This window comes from Aeromonas sp. AE23HZ002T15 (assembly GCF_054165525.2).
The window spans coordinates 2,705,545-2,725,478 of the sequence record NZ_CM201342.1 but is presented as its reverse complement, the minus strand read 5'-3'; the positions used below and the strand labels follow the sequence as shown (position 1 = coordinate 2,725,478).

18 protein-coding genes are annotated in these 19,934 nt (G+C 63.8%); 5 read left to right on the top strand and 13 right to left on the bottom strand.

Annotated elements, in window-relative coordinates; translation table 11 throughout:
* Positions 1 to 3: 3 nt before the first annotated feature.
* From ilvD to ilvG, 4 genes are all read right to left on the bottom strand, one after another.
* On the bottom strand, positions 4 to 1,845 hold the full coding sequence (gene ilvD / locus ACT5M9_RS12705; RefSeq protein WP_457982598.1) for a dihydroxy-acid dehydratase: 1,842 nt from the start codon (positions 1,843 to 1,845) through the stop codon (positions 4 to 6).
* A gap of 142 nt (positions 1,846 to 1,987) precedes the next feature.
* On the bottom strand, positions 1,988 to 2,932 hold the full coding sequence (locus tag ACT5M9_RS12700) for a branched-chain amino acid transaminase (RefSeq protein WP_457982600.1): 945 nt from the start codon (positions 2,930 to 2,932) through the stop codon (positions 1,988 to 1,990).
* A 12-nt stretch (positions 2,933 to 2,944) separates the two neighbouring features.
* On the bottom strand, positions 2,945 to 3,208 hold the full coding sequence (ilvM, locus tag ACT5M9_RS12695; protein WP_457982601.1) for an acetolactate synthase 2 small subunit: 264 nt from the start codon (positions 3,206 to 3,208) through the stop codon (positions 2,945 to 2,947).
* Entirely contained in the window at positions 3,205 to 4,851 is a 1,647-nt protein-coding gene (gene ilvG, locus ACT5M9_RS12690) for an acetolactate synthase 2 catalytic subunit (RefSeq protein WP_457982603.1), read from the bottom strand. The genes ilvM and ilvG overlap by 4 nt, the downstream gene beginning before the upstream one ends.
* A gap of 384 nt (positions 4,852 to 5,235) precedes the next feature.
* On the opposite strand from ilvG, the gene ACT5M9_RS12685 reads away from it, so the two are divergent.
* The 3 genes from ACT5M9_RS12685 to yihG (ACT5M9_RS12675) all read left to right on the top strand — a co-directional run bounded on the left by ACT5M9_RS12685 (position 5,236) and on the right by yihG (ACT5M9_RS12675) (position 8,760).
* Positions 5,236 to 6,750, top strand: coding sequence for a YifB family Mg chelatase-like AAA ATPase (locus ACT5M9_RS12685; RefSeq protein ID WP_457982605.1), 1,515 nt, complete (start codon positions 5,236 to 5,238; stop codon positions 6,748 to 6,750).
* Between the two features lie 133 nt (positions 6,751 to 6,883).
* On the top strand, positions 6,884 to 7,783 hold the full coding sequence (gene yihG, locus ACT5M9_RS12680; protein ID WP_457982606.1) for a 1-acylglycerol-3-phosphate O-acyltransferase, YihG family: 900 nt from the start codon (positions 6,884 to 6,886) through the stop codon (positions 7,781 to 7,783).
* A gap of 8 nt (positions 7,784 to 7,791) precedes the next feature.
* A complete protein-coding gene (yihG, locus tag ACT5M9_RS12675; protein WP_457982608.1) occupies positions 7,792 to 8,760 on the top strand; it encodes a 1-acylglycerol-3-phosphate O-acyltransferase, YihG family in 969 nt (322 codons plus the stop codon).
* Here the strand turns inward: yihG (ACT5M9_RS12675) and ACT5M9_RS12670 are convergent.
* Together ACT5M9_RS12670 and ACT5M9_RS12665 are read right to left on the bottom strand one after the other, a co-directional pair.
* Positions 8,691 to 9,191, bottom strand: a complete 501-nt coding sequence (locus ACT5M9_RS12670; RefSeq protein ID WP_457982609.1) for a 2-thiouracil desulfurase family protein — start codon at positions 9,189 to 9,191, stop codon at positions 8,691 to 8,693. The genes yihG (ACT5M9_RS12675) and ACT5M9_RS12670 overlap by 70 nt on opposite strands.
* A 106-nt stretch (positions 9,192 to 9,297) precedes the next feature.
* Positions 9,298 to 9,948 (bottom strand): NUDIX hydrolase, encoded by a 651-nt coding sequence (locus ACT5M9_RS12665; protein ID WP_457982611.1) that lies wholly within the window; start codon positions 9,946 to 9,948, stop codon positions 9,298 to 9,300.
* A gap of 74 nt (positions 9,949 to 10,022) precedes the next feature.
* Between ACT5M9_RS12665 and ACT5M9_RS12660 the strand changes: the two genes are divergently transcribed.
* Together ACT5M9_RS12660 and pncB are read left to right on the top strand one after the other, a co-directional pair.
* Positions 10,023 to 10,658, top strand: a complete 636-nt coding sequence (locus ACT5M9_RS12660; protein WP_457982612.1) for a nicotinamidase — start codon at positions 10,023 to 10,025, stop codon at positions 10,656 to 10,658.
* 98 nt (positions 10,659 to 10,756) lie between these two features.
* Complete coding sequence (pncB, locus tag ACT5M9_RS12655) at positions 10,757 to 11,935, top strand: nicotinate phosphoribosyltransferase (RefSeq protein WP_457982613.1); 1,179 nt, start codon at positions 10,757 to 10,759, stop codon at positions 11,933 to 11,935.
* A 64-nt stretch (positions 11,936 to 11,999) separates the two neighbouring features.
* On the opposite strand, the gene ACT5M9_RS12650 is transcribed toward pncB, so the two are convergent.
* From ACT5M9_RS12650 to ACT5M9_RS12620, 7 genes are all read right to left on the bottom strand, one after another.
* Positions 12,000 to 12,608: a thiol:disulfide interchange protein DsbA/DsbL gene (locus ACT5M9_RS12650; RefSeq protein WP_438551409.1), complete on the bottom strand. Its 609-nt coding sequence runs from the start codon at positions 12,606 to 12,608 to the stop codon at positions 12,000 to 12,002.
* A 141-nt stretch (positions 12,609 to 12,749) separates the two neighbouring features.
* A complete protein-coding gene (locus ACT5M9_RS12645) occupies positions 12,750 to 13,739 on the bottom strand; it encodes a serine/threonine protein kinase (protein WP_438551408.1) in 990 nt (329 codons plus the stop codon).
* Positions 13,740 to 13,798: 59 nt separating this feature from the next.
* Positions 13,799 to 15,241, bottom strand: coding sequence for a cytochrome c oxidase accessory protein CcoG (gene ccoG / locus ACT5M9_RS12640; protein ID WP_457982615.1), 1,443 nt, complete (start codon positions 15,239 to 15,241; stop codon positions 13,799 to 13,801).
* 196 nt (positions 15,242 to 15,437) lie between these two features.
* The gene (locus ACT5M9_RS12635) at positions 15,438 to 15,701 is read right to left on the bottom strand and encodes a YihD family protein (protein WP_024945520.1); all 264 of its coding nucleotides are present in this window, start codon (positions 15,699 to 15,701) and stop codon (positions 15,438 to 15,440) included.
* Positions 15,702 to 15,732: 31 nt separating this feature from the next.
* Positions 15,733 to 16,887 (bottom strand): GGDEF domain-containing protein, encoded by a 1,155-nt coding sequence (locus ACT5M9_RS12630; RefSeq protein WP_457982617.1) that lies wholly within the window; start codon positions 16,885 to 16,887, stop codon positions 15,733 to 15,735.
* Between the two features lie 143 nt (positions 16,888 to 17,030).
* Positions 17,031 to 17,420 (bottom strand): Cu(I)-responsive transcriptional regulator, encoded by a 390-nt coding sequence (gene cueR / locus ACT5M9_RS12625; protein WP_438551405.1) that lies wholly within the window; start codon positions 17,418 to 17,420, stop codon positions 17,031 to 17,033.
* Between the two features lie 10 nt (positions 17,421 to 17,430).
* Entirely contained in the window at positions 17,431 to 19,830 is a 2,400-nt protein-coding gene (locus tag ACT5M9_RS12620; protein ID WP_457982618.1) for a heavy metal translocating P-type ATPase, read from the bottom strand.
* Positions 19,831 to 19,934: the final 104 nt, after the last annotated feature.

The window sequence follows — 19,934 nt, the reverse complement described above, 5'->3', positions numbered from 1 at the left end:
GGCTCACTCCTCCAGCTTGCTGAGATCGCGCACCGCGCCCTTGTCGGCACTGGTGGCCAGCATGGCGTAGGCACGCAGGGCATAGGAGACCTGACGCTGACGGTTGAGCGGCTTCCAGCCACGGGCATCGACGGCGGCGCGACGCGCGGCCAGCACGCTGTCGGCCACTTCCAGCACCATGCTGCGGGCCGGGATGTCGATGTTGATGATGTCGCCATCCTCCACCAGGCCTATGGTGCCGCCGGAGGCCGCCTCCGGGGAGACGTGGCCGATGGAGAGGCCCGAGGTGCCGCCGGAGAAGCGCCCGTCCGTGATCAGGGCGCAGGCCTTGCCGAGCCCCATGGACTTGAGATAGGTGGTGGGGTAGAGCATCTCCTGCATGCCCGGGCCCCCTTTCGGCCCCTCGTAACGGATCACCACGACCTCGCCGGCCTGCACGGTGCCGTCCAGGATACCCGCCACTGCGGTGTCCTGGCTCTCGAACACCCGGGCCGGGCCACGGAAGCGGAGGTTCTCCTCATCCACCCCGGCGGTCTTGACGATGGCACCGTTGATGGCGAGGTTGCCGGACAGCACGGCCAGGCCCCCCTCCAGGCTGTAGGCGTTGTCCAGGGAACGGATGCAGCCCTCGGCGCGGTCCAGATCCAGCTCCGGCCAGCGGCAATCCTGGCTGAACGCCTTGGTGGTGCGGATGCCCGCCGGGCCCGCACGGTAGAAGTCGTGCACCGCCTGGTCGTCGCAGCGGCTGACGTCGTATTGCGCCAGCAGCTCGACGAGGGAGGTGCCGAGCACGTTGCGGGCATCCCCATGCACCAGACCGGCCTTCTCCAGCTGACCCAGGATCGCAACCACGCCACCGGCGCGGTGCACGTCCTCCATGTGGTATTTCTGGGTGGAAGGGGCCACCTTGCACAGCTGGGGCACCTTGCGGGACATGCGATCGATGTCGGCCATGGTGAAGTCCACCCCGGCCTCCTGGGCCGCCGCCAGCAGGTGCAGCACCGTATTGGTGGAGCCGCCCATGGCGATGTCCAGCGCCATGGCGTTCTCGAACGCCGCCTTGGTGGCGATGTTGCGCGGCAGGGCGGTCGGGTCTTCCTGCTCATACCAACGCTTGGCCAGGGAGACGATGCGCTGGCCCGCCAGCTTGAACAGCTGCTCCCGATCCGCGTGGGTCGCCAGCATGGAGCCGTTGCCCGGCTGGGAGAGGCCGAGGGCCTCGGTCAGGCAATTCATGGAGTTGGCGGTGAACATGCCGGAGCAGGAGCCGCAGGTGGGGCAGGCGCTGCGCTCGACCTGTTCGCTCTGGGCGTCGGAGACCTTGGGATCGGCCCCCTGGATCATGGCGTCCACCAGATCCAGCTTGATGATCTGATCCGACAGCTTGGTCTTGCCCGCCTCCATGGGGCCGCCGGAGACGAAGATCACCGGGATGTTGATGCGCAGGGCGGCCATCAGCATCCCAGGGGTGATCTTGTCGCAGTTGGAGATGCAGACCATGGCATCGGCGCAGTGGGCGTTGACCATATACTCCACGGAATCGGCAATCAGTTCGCGTGAAGGCAGGGAATAGAGCATGCCGCCGTGGCCCATGGCGATGCCGTCATCCACGGCTATGGTGTTGAACTCCTTGGCGACCCCGCCGGCGGCCTCGATCTCGCGGGCCACCAGCTGGCCGAGATCCTTGAGGTGCACGTGGCCCGGTACGAACTGGGTGAAGGAGTTGACCACGGCGATGATGGGCTTGCCAAAATCCTGATCGGTCATGCCGGTGGCACGCCAGAGCGCGCGGGCCCCGGCCATGTTACGTCCGTGGGTGGTGGTGGCGGATCTCAACTTCGGCATTGTCTCTACTCCCTGAATGCCCATGGGGCTCATTATCTTTGAAACATGAATGTGACTCGCGAGTCGGCAATCGACTCTGCTCAATGCACGCCGGCGCCACTGAGCAGAGGCGACTCGGGGAGGCCTAGCCTCCCCGTGCTCATCAATCTCTGACTGGGGTCAACCAGCCCCATTTGTCTTCGGTCTGGCCGTTGAACAGGCCGAAGAAGGCGTTCTGCAACTGCTCGGTCACGGGGCCACGGCTGCCGGCCCTGACCTTCATCCGATCCACGGAGCGCACCGGGGTCACCTCAGCGGCGGTACCGGTCATGAAGATCTCGTCCGCCACATACAGCGCCTCGCGTGGCAGCGCCTGCTCGCGCACCTCGTAACCCAGGTCACGGGCTAGGGTCATGATGGTGTCGCGGGTGATGCCGGGCAGGATGGCGGCGGTGGCGGGGGGCGTGAACAGCACGCCATTCTTCACCAGGAAGAGGTTCTCCCCCGCCCCCTCGCTCAGGTAGCCGTTCACGTCCAGCGCCAGCCCTTCGGCGAAGCCGTTGCGCTTGGCCTCCCGGCTGATGAGCTGGGACGACAGATAGTTGCCGCCCGCCTTGGCACCGGTGGGGATGGTGTTCGGCGCGAGCCGGTTCCAGGAGGTGACGCACACATCCACCCCGTTCTTCAGCCCCTCTTCCCCCAGATAGGCGCCCCAGGGAACGGCGGCGATCATGAGATCGGCCTTGGCATCGAGCGGCGGATGCAGCCCCAACCCCACGTTGCCGATGAAGGCCAGGGGGCGCAGATAGCCGCTCTTCAGACCGTTCTCACGCACCACGGCGCGGCAGGCCTCGTTCACCTCGGCCTCGCCATAGGGCAGGTCCATCCAGTAGATCCTGGCGGAGTCGAACAGACGGCGGGTGTGCTCCTGCAGGCGGAAGATGCAGGTGCCCTTGGGGGTATCGTAGGCACGCACCCCCTCGAACACGGAGGAGCCGTAGTGCAGGGCATGGCTCATGACGTGAACCTGGGCATCCTGCCAGGACACCATCTTGCCGTTGAACCAGATGTATTGGGGCTGATTGGCGGATTGGGAAGGCTGTGACATTGGCTTTGCTCCTTAAGCGCTGATCCGGGATGGCTGTTCCAGTGCATCGACCCGGGAGACGTCCACCAGCTTATTCAGCTGGCTCCACAACTGCTGGATGGGACGCTCCGACTCGACAGTAACCGTGATCCGCAGCTGTTGGCAATCCTGCTCCATATGCAGGGCATTGAGGGCGAAGCCGCGGTGGCGGACCACCCGCAGCACCCGTTCCATCACTTCGGGTCTGGGCTGGGCGTGGATATGCAGGGTGTGCTGGTGCTGACTGTACTGGTTCATGGGCGTTGCTCCATCATCTTGTGGTTCGCGACTCCCGGGGGAACCAGGGGCCAGACGTTTTCTTCCTCTGAAATCGCCACATGCAGCAGGTAGGCGCTCTCGCTCGCCAGCAGGCGATCAAGGGCACCGGCTATCTGCTCCTTGCATGTGATGGTCTCGCCCGGGATGCCGAAGGCGGCGGCCAGGGCGACGAAGTCGGGGTTGTCGGAGAGGATGGTCTCGCTGTAACGGCCATCGAAGAACAGCTCCTGCCACTGGCGCACCATGCCGAGGCGCTGGTTGTCCAGCAACACCATCTTCACCTGGAGTTGGGCGCGGCGAATGGTGCCGAGCTCCTGCACGTTCATCATGAAGGAGCCATCCCCGCTCACCAGCACAGCTTCATCCTCCGGGCGCGACATCTTGGCACCGATGGCGGCGGGCAGGCCGAAGCCCATGGTGCCGAGACCGGCGCTGGAGAGGTGGTTGCGCGGGCTGGTGAAGCGCATGTGCTGGGCCACCCACATCTGGTGCTGGCCCACGTCGCAGGCCACCACGCTGCTCTCGGGCAGACGAGAAGAAAGCTCTTTGAGCAGGGCCGGGGCATAGATGGCCTGGCCCGGGTGGTCGTAGCGAAACGCGTATTCCCTGGCCATGGCGGCGCAGTGCTCACGCCAGGGGGTTATGTCGAGGGCCATGGCGAGCGCGGGCAGCACCAGGGTCAGATCCGTGGTGATCCCCACCTCGGCGGCGCGGCGCTTGCCGAACTCGGCGGCGTCCACGTCCAGATGGATCACCTTGGCGTGGGGGGCGAACTCGTCCAGCTTGCCGGTCACCCGATCATCGAAACGGGCCCCCACCACCAGCAGCAGATCGCACTGCTGCACCGCCAGGTTGGCGGCCTTAGTGCCGTGCATGCCGAGCATGCCGAGGTAGACGGCGCTGTCGGGATCCAGCGCCCCTATGCCCTTGAGGGTGGTGACCGCCGGCATGCCGGTGGCGGCGGCAAAGTCACGCAGCTGTTCTTCCGCATTCGCCATGCCCACCCCGCCACCGACGTAGAGCACGGGGCGCTCGGCGGCGGCCAGCAGGGTGCGGGCAGCCGTCAATTCCGACGGGTTGAGCGCCTGCAGCTCCTCCACCGCGAACAGCGGGCTCTGCTTCGGCACGGCGGCCAGTTGCACATCCTTGGGCAGATCGATGAGCACGGGGCCGGGGCGACCCGAGGTGGCGATGGCGAAGGCTTCTGCCAGCACCTGCCCCAGTTCGGCGGGATCCGTGACCATGAAGGAGTGCTTGGTGCAGGAGAGGGACAAGCCGAGCACGTCGACCTCCTGGAAGGCATCGGTGCCCACGGCGGCGCAGGGCACCTGACCACTAATGGCCACCAGGGGGACGGAGTCCAGCAGCGCCTCCGCCAGCCCGGTCACCAGGTTGGTGGCGCCCGGACCCGAGGTGGCGATGCAGACCCCCACCTGGCCGGAGGCACGGGCATAACCCACGGCGGCCATGGCAGCCCCCTGCTCGTGGCGGCAGAGCTGATGGGCCAGGCCACCGTCATACAGAGCGTCGTAGACCGGCATGATGGCCCCGCCCGGGTAGCCAAACACCTGGGTCACACCCTGTTTCTTGAGAGCCTGTACCAAAAACTGCGCGCCGTTCATGTGGAAAATCCTGTCCTTTGGTCGAAAAAAAACCCCCGGGCCGTTAGGCTCGGGGGTCGCTTGTTTTCGTTCTGTCCGGTGGTGGGTCTATCCCTTGTTCCGTGCAGCTAAACGAGCCCCGAGCGGTGAGATAATAATCACCACTAGGACCACAATAATGCTGACGAAACGGGAGGCCATGTTCATAGTTACAACCGGAAATCCTGTGAAATTGGGCGGTTCTTGCCGCGAATGGCTATTAGAACTAGCACGGTGATTTTCATTGGGCAAGCACTTTTTACCTGACAAGACTCTGTATAAACGCAAGCCCAGTGCCCATTACTGGAACAAAAAACTAATAAAAAACGGTTAACCAGCATATACATCAAACCAAGGACGGGATTTATGTCATTAGCTGTGGTTTATAGCCGTGCCAGCCTGGGCATCTCTGCCCCTCAGGTGACGGTGGAGGTCCACCTCTCCAACGGCCTGCCCGCCTTCAACATGGTGGGGCTGCCGGAGACCTCGGTGAAGGAGTCCCGGGACAGGGTGCGCAGCGCCCTGCTCAACGGCAACTTCGAGTTTCCCTCCAAGCACATCACGGTCAACCTGGCCCCCGCCGATCTGCCCAAGGAGGGGGGCCGTTTCGATCTGGCCATCGCCATCGGTATTCTCGCTGCTTCCAAGCAGATACCTGCAAAATACCTGCTCGATCACGAATTTTTAGGGGAACTCGCCCTGACCGGCGAGATCCGCCCCGTGCTGGGGGTGCTGCCCGCCGTGCTCGCCTGCCGGGATGCGGGGCGCACCCTGCTGGTGCCGAGGGAGAATGGCCAGGAGGCCTCCCTCATCCAGGATGCCGAGGTGCGCACCGCCCATCAGCTGCTGGCGGTCACCGCCTGGCTGGCGGGCCAGTATGAGCTGCCCCTGCCCGAGCTCCAGAGCACGGAGATCTTGCCCGATATCCCGGATCTGCAGGACGTGATCGGCCAGTCTCAGGCCAAGCGCGCGCTGGAGATCGCCGCCGCCGGCAGCCACAACCTGCTGTTCATCGGCCCGCCCGGCACAGGCAAGAGCATGCTGGCGAGCCGCTTGCCCGGCATCTTGCCGCCGCTGAGCGAGCAGGAGGCGCAGCAGACCGCCGCCATCCACTCCATCGGCGGCCTGACCCCGCGGGCCGGTCACTGGCACCACAGGCCCTATCGCACGCCCCATCACAGCGCCTCCGCCGTAGCCCTGGTCGGCGGTGGCAGCCACCCGAGGCCGGGGGAGATCTCCCTCGCCCACAATGGCGTGTTGTTTCTGGACGAGTTGCCGGAGTTCGAGCGCAAGGTGCTCGACGCCCTGCGCGAACCCCTGGAGACCGGCCATATCACCATCAGCCGGGCTGCTCGTCAGGTGGATTTTCCCGCCCGTTTCCAGCTCATCGGCGCCATGAATCCCAGCCCCTGCGGCCATTACGGGGACGGCCAGACCCGCTCCAGCCCGGATCAGATCCTGCGCTACCTCGGCAAGCTCTCCGGCCCCTTCCTCGACCGGTTCGATCTGACGGTGGAGGTGCCGCTGCTGCCCAAGGGCAGCCTCACCGGCAAGGTGGAGCGCGGCGAATCGAGCCGGCAGATCCGCGAGCGAGTGCTGGGGGCGAGGGCCCGCATGCTGGCCCGCAGTGGAAAGCTCAACAATCTGCTGGATAGCCGCGAAATCGAGGTCGTTTGCCGATTATCGCCACAGGACGCCGAATTTCTGGAGAACGCCATCCAGCGGCTCGGCCTCAGCATACGGGCCTGGCACCGCATCCTGCGAGTATCCCGCACCATAGCCGATCTGGCGGGGCGGCCCGATATTGGCAAGGAACACCTGATCGAGGCACTCGGTTACCGCGCCATGGACAGGCTGCTCTCCCGGCTGCGCAGCGGCTGAGCGAGAGGATGTCATGACGGCAAGGGCCTCGTTCGAGATGGGCTCTGCATGGTTTAACGGGCCAGCGGCTGATAATATGGGCACAGATCTGACCACTTGCTGGTCATCCATAGACAAGAAACGGACCCGACTCATGGCCAACAAGCTGATAGAGGGACTGCGCGGCAGCCTCTCGACCCTGCTCTATTTCCTCAACACCCTGTTCTGGTTTGTCCCCATACTGCTGCTGGGCCTGCTCAAGCTGCTGCTGCCCCTCAGGGGGTGGCGCACCCTGTGCAACGCGCTGCTGGACGGCAGCGCCGGCTGCTGGATAGGTTTCAACAATCTGATCCAGAAAGTCATCATCAGAACCCCTTTTGAGGTGGTCGGAGTGGACAAAGGGAGCCGGAATGAGTGGTATATGGTCATCGCCAACCATCAATCCTGGGTCGACATACTGGTATTGCAGCGGATTTTTAATCAGAAAATCCCCTTCCTGAAGTTTTTCCTCAAGAAAGAACTGATTTGGGTACCTTTTCTCGGCCTGGCCTGGTGGGCGCTGGATTTCCCCTTCATGCGGCGTTATTCCCGTAAATTTCTGGAAAAACACCCCCATCTGAAGGGAAAAGACATAGAAACTACCCGCAAGGCCTGTGCCAAGTTCCGCCATATTCCGGTGAGTGTGATGAACTTCGTGGAGGGCACCCGCTTCACCGCCCGCAAGCATGACAAACAGGCCGCCCCCTACCGTCACCTGCTGCATCCGAGGGCCGGCGGGGTCGCCTTCACCCTGGCTGCCATGGGGGATCAACTGCACAAGCTGGTGGATGTCACCATCGCCTATCCGGGCGGCATCCCCAGTTACTGGGACTTCATGTGCGGTCGAGTCAGGGAGATCAAGGTTCGGGTCCGCTTCTTGCCGATCGAACGCAATCTGGTGGGGGATTACTTCAATGACCCCGAATTCCAACAAGAGTTTCAGCAGTGGTTGAACGGGATCTGGCACGAGAAGGACCTGACCCTGAACCAGCTGCTGGCGAACGAGACGCCCTAAAGGACGCCATGCTAAGCCTGCTCCCCGGCCCCCTGGTGCTGCTCATCAGCGCCGGCCTGACCATTTTGTTCACCGCCCTGTGCGCCAGCCTGATCCTGCTGGTCTCCCTGGCGAAACTGCTGCTGCCGATCCCGGCCTTCGGCCGCGCCTTCAGCCGCCTCAACAACCGCTTCATGCGCCTGTGGTTGGCCTGCAACGCCCTGGTGATCCGCCTCACTACCCGCATCCAGTGGCAGGTGGAGGACGACACCCGGCTGCGCAAGGATGGCTGGTACCTGATCGTCAGCAACCACATGAGCTGGACCGACATAGTGGTGCTGGGTCACCTGTTCCGGGACAGGCTGCCGGTGCCCAAGTTCTTCATGAAGCACGAGCTCATCTACATCCCCCTGCTAGGGCTCGCCTGCTGGGGGCTGGACATGCCCTTCATGCGCCGCTATTCACGATCGTTCCTGCTGAAAAACCCTCACCTGAGAGGTAAAGACATCGAAACGACTCGCAGCGCCTGTGAGAAATTCCGCCACATCCCGACCACTGTCATCAACTTCGTGGAAGGCACCCGGTTTACCGAGCCCAAGCGGGATACGGTGCGCTCCCCCTATCGTCACCTGATGCCCCCCAAGGCGGCGGGGCTCGCCTTCACACTGGCGGCCATGGGGGATCAGTTCGACAGCCTGATCAACGTCACCATCAGCTATCCGGACAACATGGCGACGCCGTTCAAGGACTTTCTGATGGGGCGGATGAAGCGCATTCGGGTACGCATCGAGGAGCTGCCGGTGGACGAGCAGCTGGTGGGGGATTACTTCAACGACAAGCAGTTCAAGCGCGGTTTCCAGCAGTGGCTGAACCAGCGCTGGCAGGAAAAAGATCGGGTGCTGAGCCAGTGGCAGGGAGCAGAGGCCACTCAGGCCGAGCCTGCCCCCGCTCCCAAGGCGGTGGCGGACGAGAGCGCCGAGGCCAACTCGGGCAGCTGATCCTCCGAGAAGACGCGGATCCCGTGGCGGCGCAGCAGGGCCGTGGTCTTGCCCGCCCCCGCCACCGAGATCCCCTCGAAGCGGCCGTTGTAGATGCGGCCGCTGCCACAGGAGGGGCTCCCTTCTTTGAGCAGGGCGAAGCGAATGCCCTGAGCCTGACAGAGTTGCAGCGCCAGTTCGGCGCCGCGATCGAACTCGGCCGTCACATCCAGCCCGCTCTCTGTCAGCACCCGCTCACCCTGGCGCTCGGCAGGGGGGCGCGGGGTTGGCAGGCCGCCCGCCACCTCGGGGCAGAATGAGAGCACTCGCCCCTCGGCCCCCAGAGCCGCCAGCCAGTCGCTGACGATGCCCTTGCTCTGGCCATCGTAACGCACCGGCTGCCCCAGCAAACAGGCGCTCACCAATACCCTCTGTACACCTGCCTCACTCATGCCTCAACTCCCTGTTAGCAGATGGGATAGCCACTTACCCGATCACCATAACGCCATGCAGCCGGGTCTGGCGGATAGACATTCGACCACTGTAGTCGGTACACCTTCATGCCTCAGCCCCGTTCATCACCTGATCGAACATCACGCAGCTTGGGTTCTCCAGCCGATAGAGGATGGCGGGGCGCTGCTTGCCGGTGCGCTTGCGGCCGGTATCCACCAGGACGTCGGCACGGTGGATGCGTTTGCGAAAGGCCGCCGTGTTCATGGGAGTCTGCAGAATGATTTCGAAGGCGCGCTGCACCTCGGAGAGGGTGAACTCGCTCCCCAGCAGTTGCAGCGGCAGCGTGCTGTAGCGGCTCTTGATGCGCAGCCGCTCCAGCCCCTTGGCGATGAGATGGACATGGTCGAAGGCGAGGCCCAGCCCCGGCAGGGCCGAAAGCGGGTGCCAGCAGCCGCGCACCGCCTCCACCTCGGGCTCCACCAGACAGAGATAGACCAGAGTGGTGGACCAGCCGCGGGGATCCCGCTCCAGATTGCCGAGGGTGCAGACCTGCTCGCTGTAGCAGTCCCCCAGCCCCCACTCCGTCAGCAGGCGATGGCGGGCTGCGTCCAGATCCCGGTCGCGGGTCTCGTCGATGCGCAGGGCCGGCAGTTGCCAGCATTGGGCAAAGGGGGGGCGATCGCGGGTCTCGAGGAGCAGCTCGAGCCGCTCCTCGTTCAGCCGCAGCACCACCATATCCAGACTCATTCTCGGCATCTCGGTCGACCTGCTCGCCTTCTAATAATGTTTGGTAGATAATATCACAAGAATATTATGTGCAGGAGCCACCCATGGGAATCGTCGCCAGCCTGGATATTGATGCGCAGAAGGGATTCACCCCCCTCTGCCCGAACGAACTGCCCGTCGCGGGCGGGGATGAGATAGCGGCTGCGCTCAACGCCCAGGCGGCCCTCGCCAGCCTGCGAGCCGGCAGCAAGGATGCCCACCCCCGCAACGCCGCCTGGGTCGTGACCGATCCCGCCGGCATGCTGCTGCCCCTGGACTTGCCGAACGCCGACCTCACCTGGCCGGCCCACTGCGTACCGGGCACCCCGGGCTTCGAGCTGCTGGACGGCCTGCCCGCCCCCATCGACTACGACTTCTTCGTCTGGAAGGGGGTCGAGCCGGATCTGCATCCCTACGGCGCCTGCTTCCACGATCTGGCGGAGCGACGCAGCACAGGACTCATCGAGTTCCTGCAGGCTCGCGGCGTCGATACAGTTCTGGTTGGCGGCCTGGCCACCGACTACTGCGTCAAGACCAGCGTGCTGCAGCTGCGCCGCGCCGGCTTCAGGGTCATCGTCCACCTCGACGCCTGCCGTGGCATAGCCCCCGAGACGGTCGCCCAGGCCCGCACCCAGATGATCGAGGCCGGGGCCGAGCTGGCCCAGACCCTGACCCATGTACAACAGCTGCTGGACGTCTGATATGCCTTCCATTCGCCACTGCCCATCCGATACCGGCGCCCGCGAGCTACCCATGCAGCAGAGCGATGCCGTTCGCTCCCGCCTGCGAGGAGTCTGATATGCCTCCCATTCTCAACAGCCTGCTCGACACCGATGCCTACAAGCTGCACATGCAGCAGGCGGTGTTCCATCGCTACCCCGATGCCGAGGTAGTGGCAGAGTTCCACAGCCGCAACGAGGAAGATCTGCTGCCCATGATGGGGGAGATCGAGGAGCAGCTGCGCCTCGCCGGCTCATTGCGGCTCACCCGGCCCGAACTCAACTTCCTGGCCGAGCGCCCCTTCTTTACCGCCGACTACCTGGATCACCTGCGTAGAAAGCCGCTGGATGCCTCATTGCTGCGGGTATTCGAGCAAGATGGCCGCATCAATGTGCGGGTCGAAGGCCCCTGGCAGGACGTTATCCTGTGGGAGATCCCGGTGCTCGCCATCATCAGCGAGATGCGCAACCGCTTCCGCTATCCCCAGTTCGGGGTGAGCCAGGCCCTGACCCGGCTGGATCAGAAGATAGACAAGCTGGAGCGGACCCTGAGCCCGGCGGAGATGAAGGAGTTCAATCTCATCGACTTCGGCACCCGTCGTCGCTTCTCCCACGCGGTGCAGGATGCCGTGGTGGGCCGCCTCAAGGAGCGGCTGCCGGCGTTTCGCGGCACCAGCAACTACCAGCTGGCCCAGAAGTACGGGCTGCCGGCGGTGGGCACCCAGGCCCACGAGTGGTTCCAGGCCCACCAGCAGCTCGGCTTCCCGCTGGAGCACAGCCAGCGCGCCGCCCTCATCAGCTGGCTGGACGAGTTCACCAACCATCTCGGCATCGCCCTGACCGACTGCATCACCATGGATGCCTTCCTGCGGGACTTCGACTTCGAGCTGGCCAGCCGCTATCAGGGGCTGCGCCACGACTCCGGCGATCCCGTAGTATGGGGGGAGAAGGCCATCAGCCACTACCAGCGCCTCGGCATCGACCCCACCGAGAAGACGCTGGTGTTCTCCGATGGTCTCAATCTGGACAAGGCGGTGGAGCTGTTCCGTCACTTCCGCGGTCGCATCAACACCAGCTTCGGCATCGGCACCAAGCTCACCTGCGATCTGCCGGGAGTCAGCCCCATGAACATCGTGTTCAAGCTGATGGAGTGCAATGGCGGCCCGGTCGCCAAGATCTCCGACAGCCCGGGCAAGACCCTGTGCCGGGACGCGGACTTCATCCGCAACCTCAAGCAGGCCTTCCACGTCGGCGTCTGATCCCCGATAAACAAAAAGCCCGCCGGTTTGCACCGGCGGGCTTTTTTCATGGGCTCAGTCTGGATCAGTCTTTCTTGGCCAGCAGGAATTTCACCAGCTGGTTGAACTGCTCCTGGGAAGTGATGGATTCAATCTTCACCATGTACTTACCGTTGACCAGGAAGGCCGGCACACCGCGCACGTTGTAGGTCTCGGTGTTGCGATCGAACTGGGAGACCATGCCGGAGACGGCGAAGCTGTCGACGGCGCCGTCGAACTCTTCGGCCGGCACGCCGTTATCCACGAAGATCTGCTTCACGTCGGCACGGCTCTGCGGGATCTGGCGCTGGGTATGGATCTTGTCGAAGATGGCCGGGGTCAGCTTGCCTTCCACATTCAGCAGGTTGGCGACCGCATAGGCGCGCTGCATCTCGGGACCCATCTCGCGGCCGAGGAAGGCCACCGGGTTCTTCTTCATGGGCACGCCTTCCGGCAGGTTCTTCTTCAGATCTTCGGCGATCGGTTCGAACTTGGCGCAGTGCGGGCAGAAGTAGGAGAAGAACTCCAGCACTTCCGGCTGGGCGCTGCCGGTCTGGGTAACCACGTCATAGTTGACGCCTTCCTTGAATTGCGGGGCGGCGTGAACCATGGGGATCATCAGCATGGCAGCGAGGAAAAATAGTACTTTTTTCATGACGTTTCCTGTTAAGGGATCACAGTGAGGCACGCCCGGCGAACCGAAGCAGTCCAAGCCTATTGCGTCCCCCCGCCAACGTCAATGGCAAAGGCACGCCGGCGGGCCGCCCCTCCCCATCCGTTGGCAGGGCAAAAAACCTCACCAATTCGGCATCAGGCTGAGCGGCGGCGCCTTGAGGGCCTCCAGCTGATCGTGCAGGGTCGCTATCTGCTGGCGCCAGTAGTGATCGCTGTTGAACCAGGGGAAGTGACGGGGGAAGGCCGGATCCTCCCAGCGCCGGGCCAGCCAGGCCATGTAGTGGACGATGCGCATGGCCCGCAGCGGCTCGATCAAGGCCAACTCCCTCGGGTCAAACTCCATGAACTCCTCGTAACCCGCCAGCAGGGTGTCGAGCTGGATCTGCTGCTCGTTGCGATCCCCGGACAGCAGCATCCAGAGATCCTGAACGGCGGGACCGGTGCGACAGTCGTCCAGATCCACGAACATGGGGCCGTCGCGCCACAGTATGTTGCCCGGGTGGCAATCCCCGTGCAGGGAGATCTGGGCCACGTCCAGGGTCATGGCGTCGCACACGTGGCGGATCAACTCGTCCAGCACCCCGTAAAACTGCTTGGCCAGTCCGCTCGGCACCCACTCACCGGATGCCAGCAGCTGGCGCGGCTCGTGCAGCATGGTCTCCACGTCCAGCCGGACGCGATGATGGAACGGGTGGCTGGCCCCGACCCTGTGGATGCGGCCGAGGTAACGCCCCACCCACTCCAGCTGATCCAGGTTGTCCACCTCGAACTGGCGACCGCCGACGCTCTGCCAGATGGCGAAGGGGTAGCCCTGATGCTCCAGCAGGGTCTCGCCGGCGAAGGCGAGTGGCGCCGCCACCGGTATCTCCTCATCGTTGAGGCGGGCGGCGAACGCGTGCTCCTCCAGGATCTGGGCCCGATCCCAGCGGCCTGGGCGATAGAATTTCACCACGTAGCGGCGACGATCCTCGTCCTGAAATTGGTAGACCCGGTTCTCGTAGCTGTTGAGCTCGATGAGGCCGGAGTCGATGCGCAGGCCGCTGAGATCGATGGCATCCATGATGAGGTCGGGATTGAGGTCGGAATAGTTGAAACGCATGTCATCCACCATGAGAAAGGGGCGCTGTTGCGCCCCATACTATCACCACTCCCCCCATAGCGGGTTGTGCATCATAACCGGCTGATAAACTTGCTGGCCTGGCGCAAGGAACCCTTGCTGTCGTCCTCTGCGGTCCCCTCTCGCTTCAGCACGAACTGGATGTCCAGAGTGGGCCGCTTCAGGTTGAAGGGATCCACCGCCAGGCTCACCGGCAGGGTGTAGATCTCACCCGGTTTCAGGGTCACCTCCCGCGGGCCGAACCACTGATACTCAGGCAAGCCTTCCACATCCAGTTGATAACGCTGGGACTGCAGGGTCTTGTTGAGGATCTTGAGGGTGTAGGTGTTCTCGATGAGCCCCTCGCTGTTCTCCCGGAACAGCTGGTTGCGATCCCGCAGGATATCGAGCCCCATGGGCATGATGGACATGGCGTTGTAGACGAAGACCCCCAGCATGATCACCATCACCAGGCCGTAGCCGAGCAGCTTGGGCCGCGCCACCTTGGTGTTGTGGTGGGCCAGCTTGTGCTCAGTGGTGTAACTGATGAGCCCCTTGGGGTAACCCATCCTGTCCATGGTCTGGTCACAGGCGTCGACACAGGCGCCGCAGTTGATGCACTCATACTGCAGGCCGTCGCGGATGTCGATACCGGTCGGGCAGACCTGGACGCAGAGATCGCAGTCGATACAGTCCCCCAGCCCCAGCGCCTTGGGATCCGCCTTGCGGGAGCGGGCTCCCCGGGTTTCGCCACGCTGGGTGTCATAGCCGACGATATAGGTGTCCTTGTCGAACATGGCGGACTGGAAGCGGGCATAGGGGCACATGTGGATACACATGATGGCGCGCATCCAGCCGGCGTTGCCGTAGGTGCAGGCGGCGAAGAAGAGCACCCAGAAGATGACCCAGCCACCCGCGGCCAGGGTGAAGAACTCGGGCACCAGCCGATACACATCCTGGAAGTAGGCGACGAAGGTGAGGCCGGTGCCGAGGGACAACAGGATCCAGGCCAGGTGCTTGGTGCCCTTGCGGGCCAGCTTCTCCCCACTCCAGGGGGCGGCATCCAGCTTGCGGCGCTTGTTGGCCGACCCTTCCAGCTTCTCCTCGAACCAGATGAACATGAAGGTCCACACCGTCTGCGGGCAGAGATAGCCGCACCAGACCCGGCCGAGGAAGGTGGTCACGAAGAAGAGGGCGAAGGCGGCGATCATGAAGACCCAGGCCAGCAGGGTCAGATCCTGCGGCCAGATGGTGGCGCCGAAGATGTGGAACTGCTGGTGTTCGAGATCGAACAGCACCGCCTGACGGCCATCGTAGCGCAGCCAGGGCAGGGCGACGAAGAGGGCGACGAAGAACCAGCCCATGACCTTGCGCACGCGCTGCCAGTAGCCGGTCTGGGACCTCACATAGATGCGGTTGCCGGGGTTGAACCTGTCATCACCGGCCTTGAACGTGTGGGGATTGAAGGTCCCGGTGACATCGCCGGTGACATCCTTGATATCGATCTTGTCGGCCATTACAACACATCGCTCCACTCATATTGTTATGAAGCCGATTATATCTTAAACAACCTGCTAATTGTGTGGGTTAAATGTATCTATAGTTCGAGTCCCGTCGCAATTTCAGATAACAAAAAAGGCCAATCGTCAGTTGACTATGGGCCTTTTTTAGAGATTCCTTTGAAAACCTAAAAGCCTCCAGCTGGAGCAGGCTTTACTTGATGCCGCGGGCCTTGAGCAGGGCTTCCTTGAAGTCGGGCACATGATCCTTGGCAAGCCCGGGGATCATCGCCTGCTTGTCGGACTCGCGCATCTTTAGGTGGTAGATCAGCATGTCGTCGGTCAGATCGGACAGGGCTCCGTCATAACCGGCCTCCGCCGCCAACTTGGCGATGAACTGCACCAGGCTCAGATCCTGCTCCTTGATCCAGGCGGGTTGCAGCAGCTCCAGCAGCTCTTCGATACGATGACATTGCATAGACGACCTCTTTAAATCTGTCTTGTGAAACTCAGGCAACCTTACCCATCAAGGCTACTTCGATACGATCCCGCCCATTATGCTTGGCCTGATACAGCGCCGCATCCGCTTTTTGGACAAGCTCGGCCATGGAGAGGCTCTGATCCGGCACCAGGGTCGCCACCCCGAAGCTGCAACTGACCCGACCGGAGACCAGCGACTTGTGGTGGGGGATGTTCAGGGCGCGCAGGGCGGCGCGCACCTGCTCGGCGATCTGGACCGCTCCCTGCTGGCTGGTACAGGGCAGCAGCAGGGCAAACTCCTCACCGCCGTAGCGGGCCGCGAGATCGTCCTCCCGCCTCAGCACCTCCGCCAGCAGGCAGCCCACCTGCTGCAGGCACTCATCCCCCAGCTGATGGCCGTAGTGATCGTTGAACTGCTTGAAGTAATCCACGTCCACCAGCACCAGGGAGAGGGGCGCCCGCGCCCGATGACAGCGGCGCCAGGCCCGGGCCAGGCTGTCGTCCAGGTGAGCCCGGTTCGCGATGCCGGTCAGCCCGTCGAGGCGGGAGGTGAGTCTGAGGTGTTCGGAGACCGCCTTGAGTTCGGCCACCAGATCCGCATTGGAGAACCTGTGATAGAGGGTAGCGATCTGATCCCGCCGCAGACGGCGCAACAGGGTCGGCAGGAAGACAAACAGGTAGCCCGCCAGCATGCAGGAGACGATGCGCTCCTGCTCGTTGCCACCACTCAGCTCGAACAGCATGGCGAACCCCAGTGGCAGCACGGCCCCATAGAGGGTGCGGCGACTGCCAAACAGCATGATGGCGCTGCCGGTGAGGATCAGGCTGGAGAGCATCAGCATGGCGGCACGGTAGGTGTCGGGGAGCTTGTCCATGTAGAGCAGCACCCCGAGCGCCCAGACGATAGAGGTGATAGTGGCCCCGATGAAGAGCTCCCGCTCCAGCATCGGCAGGGGTAGTTGCATCAGGCGGGTGCGTCGCCAGCGCAGGTGCCACCAGCGCACCAGCAACAGCAGGCTGACCAACCCCAGCCAGCCCAGCGCCTCCCCGGCCGGCAGGTAGTCGTGGAACAGCAGGCTCCAGCCAACCGCCAGCAGCGCCAGGCAAGGCTGGCTGAATGAGGCATTGGCATAGAGCTGGCCCATGATGGCCTGCTGCACCTGACGTGTGACGCTCTGGGTCAACGGCTTGCTCCCTGTACACTAGCCGACCAGTCTACCACTGCACCTTCAATGCCAACAATCAATCGCCCGCTATTAAGCTGCGACTCAGCCCGGCAGCCATGCCGGGCACATCGGATATGGATCCGCCTGCCAGCGCCCTCCTCTCAGCCCCGCTCCAATTCGTCCAGGATAGGGCACTCAGGGCTCGCATCCCCGTGACAGCAGCCCACCACTTCCTCGAGGGAGGCCAGCATGGCCTGCAGGCCGGCGATGCGAGCTCGCAGATCGACGATCTTCTCCTGAGCCAGCTTTTTGACCTGGGCGCTGGTCCTGTGCTCATCCCGATAGAGCGCCAGCAGCTCCTGGCACTCCTCCAGATTGAAGCCGGTTTCCCGCGCCCGCTTGACGAAGCGCAGCTCCCGCAGGGCCCCGTCGCTGTAGCTGCGGTAGCCGTTGTCGCTGCGCACCGGTGCCGAGATGAGGCCGATGCTCTCGTAGTAGCGGATGGTCTTGGCGGTCAGTCCCGTCGCCTTGGCAACCTTGCTGATGTTCATGCGTGCCTCCTTAAACGTGCGAATGAGTGCTGACATGGGAACCCGCCTTGGGCTGCCAGCGTTTCAATAACAAAGAGTTGCTGAGTACAGTGATGCTGCTCAGGGCCATGGCCGCACCGGCCAGCTCCGGGCTGAGGTAACCCAGCGCCGCCAGTGGAATGCCGATGATGTTGAACACGAAGGCCCAGAACAGGTTCTGCTGTATGGTACGCCAGGTCGCCGCCGAGATGTCGATGGCATCCGCCACCAGCCGCGGGTCGGATCGCATGAGCGTGATGGAGGCCGTCTCCATCGCCACATCCGAGCCCGAGCCCATGGCGATCCCCACGTCGGCCGCCGCCAGGGCCGGCGCATCGTTTACCCCGTCCCCCACCATGGCCACCAGGCCGTCGACCTGGTTGCGCAGCGCCTCGACCTTCTCCACCTTGCCGGCGGGCAGCACGGAGTCGAAGGCACCGTCCAGTCCCAGTTTGGCGGCGATGTGGGCCACGGGCGCCGGCGCATCGCCGCTCACCAGCCAGCTGGCGATGCCACGCTGGCGCAGGGTAGCGATGGCCGCCGGGCTCTCCGGCCTCAGGGTATCCGCCAGGGCGGCGATACCGACCGCCATCCCGTCGATGGCCACCCAGACCCGGGTCGCGCCGTCGGCGGCCGGTTCTTCCTGTGTCGGCATGGGGATGCCGAGCCCGGCCAGCAAGGAAGGGTTGCCGATGGCCACCTCGTGACCCGCCACCTTGCCGAGGATGCCGGCGCCGACGCGCACCTCCACGGCTTCCGGTTGGGGCAACTCTGTCCCAGTCACCGCCTCCCGCATGGCCAGCGCCAGCGGGTGTTCGCTCGCCTGCTGCAGGGCGGCGGCCAGGCGCAACTGCTCATCGTTGCCGCTCCAGCTCGCCAGCACCGGCCGACCCTGGGTGAGAGTGCCTGTCTTGTCGAAGATCAGCGCCTTGATGCCGTGGGCCTTCTGCAGGGTATCCACATCCTTGATCAGGATGCCGTGACGGGCCGCCACCCCGGTACCGGTGACGATGGCGGCCGGCGTGGCCAGTCCGAGGGCACAGGGGCAGGCGATGACCAGCACGGCCACCGCCGCCAGCAGGGCCTGACCGAAGTCGTTGGTGATGGCGTACCACACCAGCAGGGTAAACAGGGCTATGACCATCACCACAGGCACGAACACAGCGGAGACCTTGTCCACCAGCTGTTGCAGCGGGGCCTTGCCCATCTGGGCGTTTTCCACCAGGGCGATGATCTTGCTGAGGCTGGAATCTTCCCCCACTGTCGTGGCTTCGATCTCCAGCACGCCGGAGCGGTTGATGGCGCCCCCCAGCACGTTGTCACCCGGGGTGCGCAGCACCGGCAGGCTCTCACCGGTGAGGATGGATTCATCCAGTTCGCTCTCCCCGCTCACTATCTTGCCATCCACCGGCACCCGCTCACCCACCAGCACCCGCAGCCTGTCGCCGCGCAGCACCTCGTCGACGGAGAGGCTCTGCCACTCTCCCCCGCGCCAGACGGTGGCGCTCTCGGGGCGCAGGGCCATCAGCTCGCGAATGGCGGACTGGGTGCTGCGTCTCGCGCGAGCCTCCAGCAATTTACCGAGCGAGATCAGGGTGATGATGATGGCGCTCGCCTCGAAGTAGAGCTTGCCGCTGGCAGCCATCCCCAGGGTAGCCAACAGATAGAGGCTGTAGAAGTAGGCGGCGCTGGTACCGGTGGCCACCAGCACGTCCATATTGGCGGAACGGTTCTTGATGGCGAGCCAGGCGCCACGATAGAAGCGAGCCCCGATCCAGAACTGCACCGGGGTGGCGAGCACCAGCTCCAGCCAGGCCGGCAGATGCCAGGGCAGCAGCCCCGCCATGGCCAGCATCCCCACCAGCAGCGGCAGGGTCAGCAGGGCCGAGATGCTGACCTGGATCAGCGCCTTGTGGGCGATGGCGGATTCCTGCTCCTCCCGGGCGAGCAGTTGCTGACGGCGCGCGCTGGCGCTCCCCTGTGCCAGCTGGGCGCCGAAGCCCAGCGCCTCAATCTGCTCGCGCAACGAGGCCGGGGTCTGGGCGCCGGGCACGAGCGTGATGCGAGCCTGCTCGAGGGAGAAGTTCACGTCCGCCGTGATGACCCCTGGCAGCGCGCTCAGCATCTTGCTGAGCCGAGCCGAACAACCGGCGCAGGTCATGCCGGTAATTTGAAACAACAGGGTCTCTTCACCGTAGTCGTAACCCTGGGACTTGATGCTCTCCAGCACCGCCGGCAGCTGGGCAGCCTGGCTCAGCTCGATGGCCGCCTGCTCCAGCGCGAAGTTGACGGTGGCGTCGACCCCGTCGAGTTTATTGAGAGCGGTGGTGATCCGGCTGGCGCAGTTGGCACAGCTCATGCCGCTGATGGGAAGTTGAATGTGCATGGTCATAACGATGCTCCTCAAATCTGACCATCAAACATTAACCTTTACCGTAAGGGTAAGCTAAAGCGCCTGTCCGAACTTTTTTGTGCAAATAAAATACGGCGCCTGTT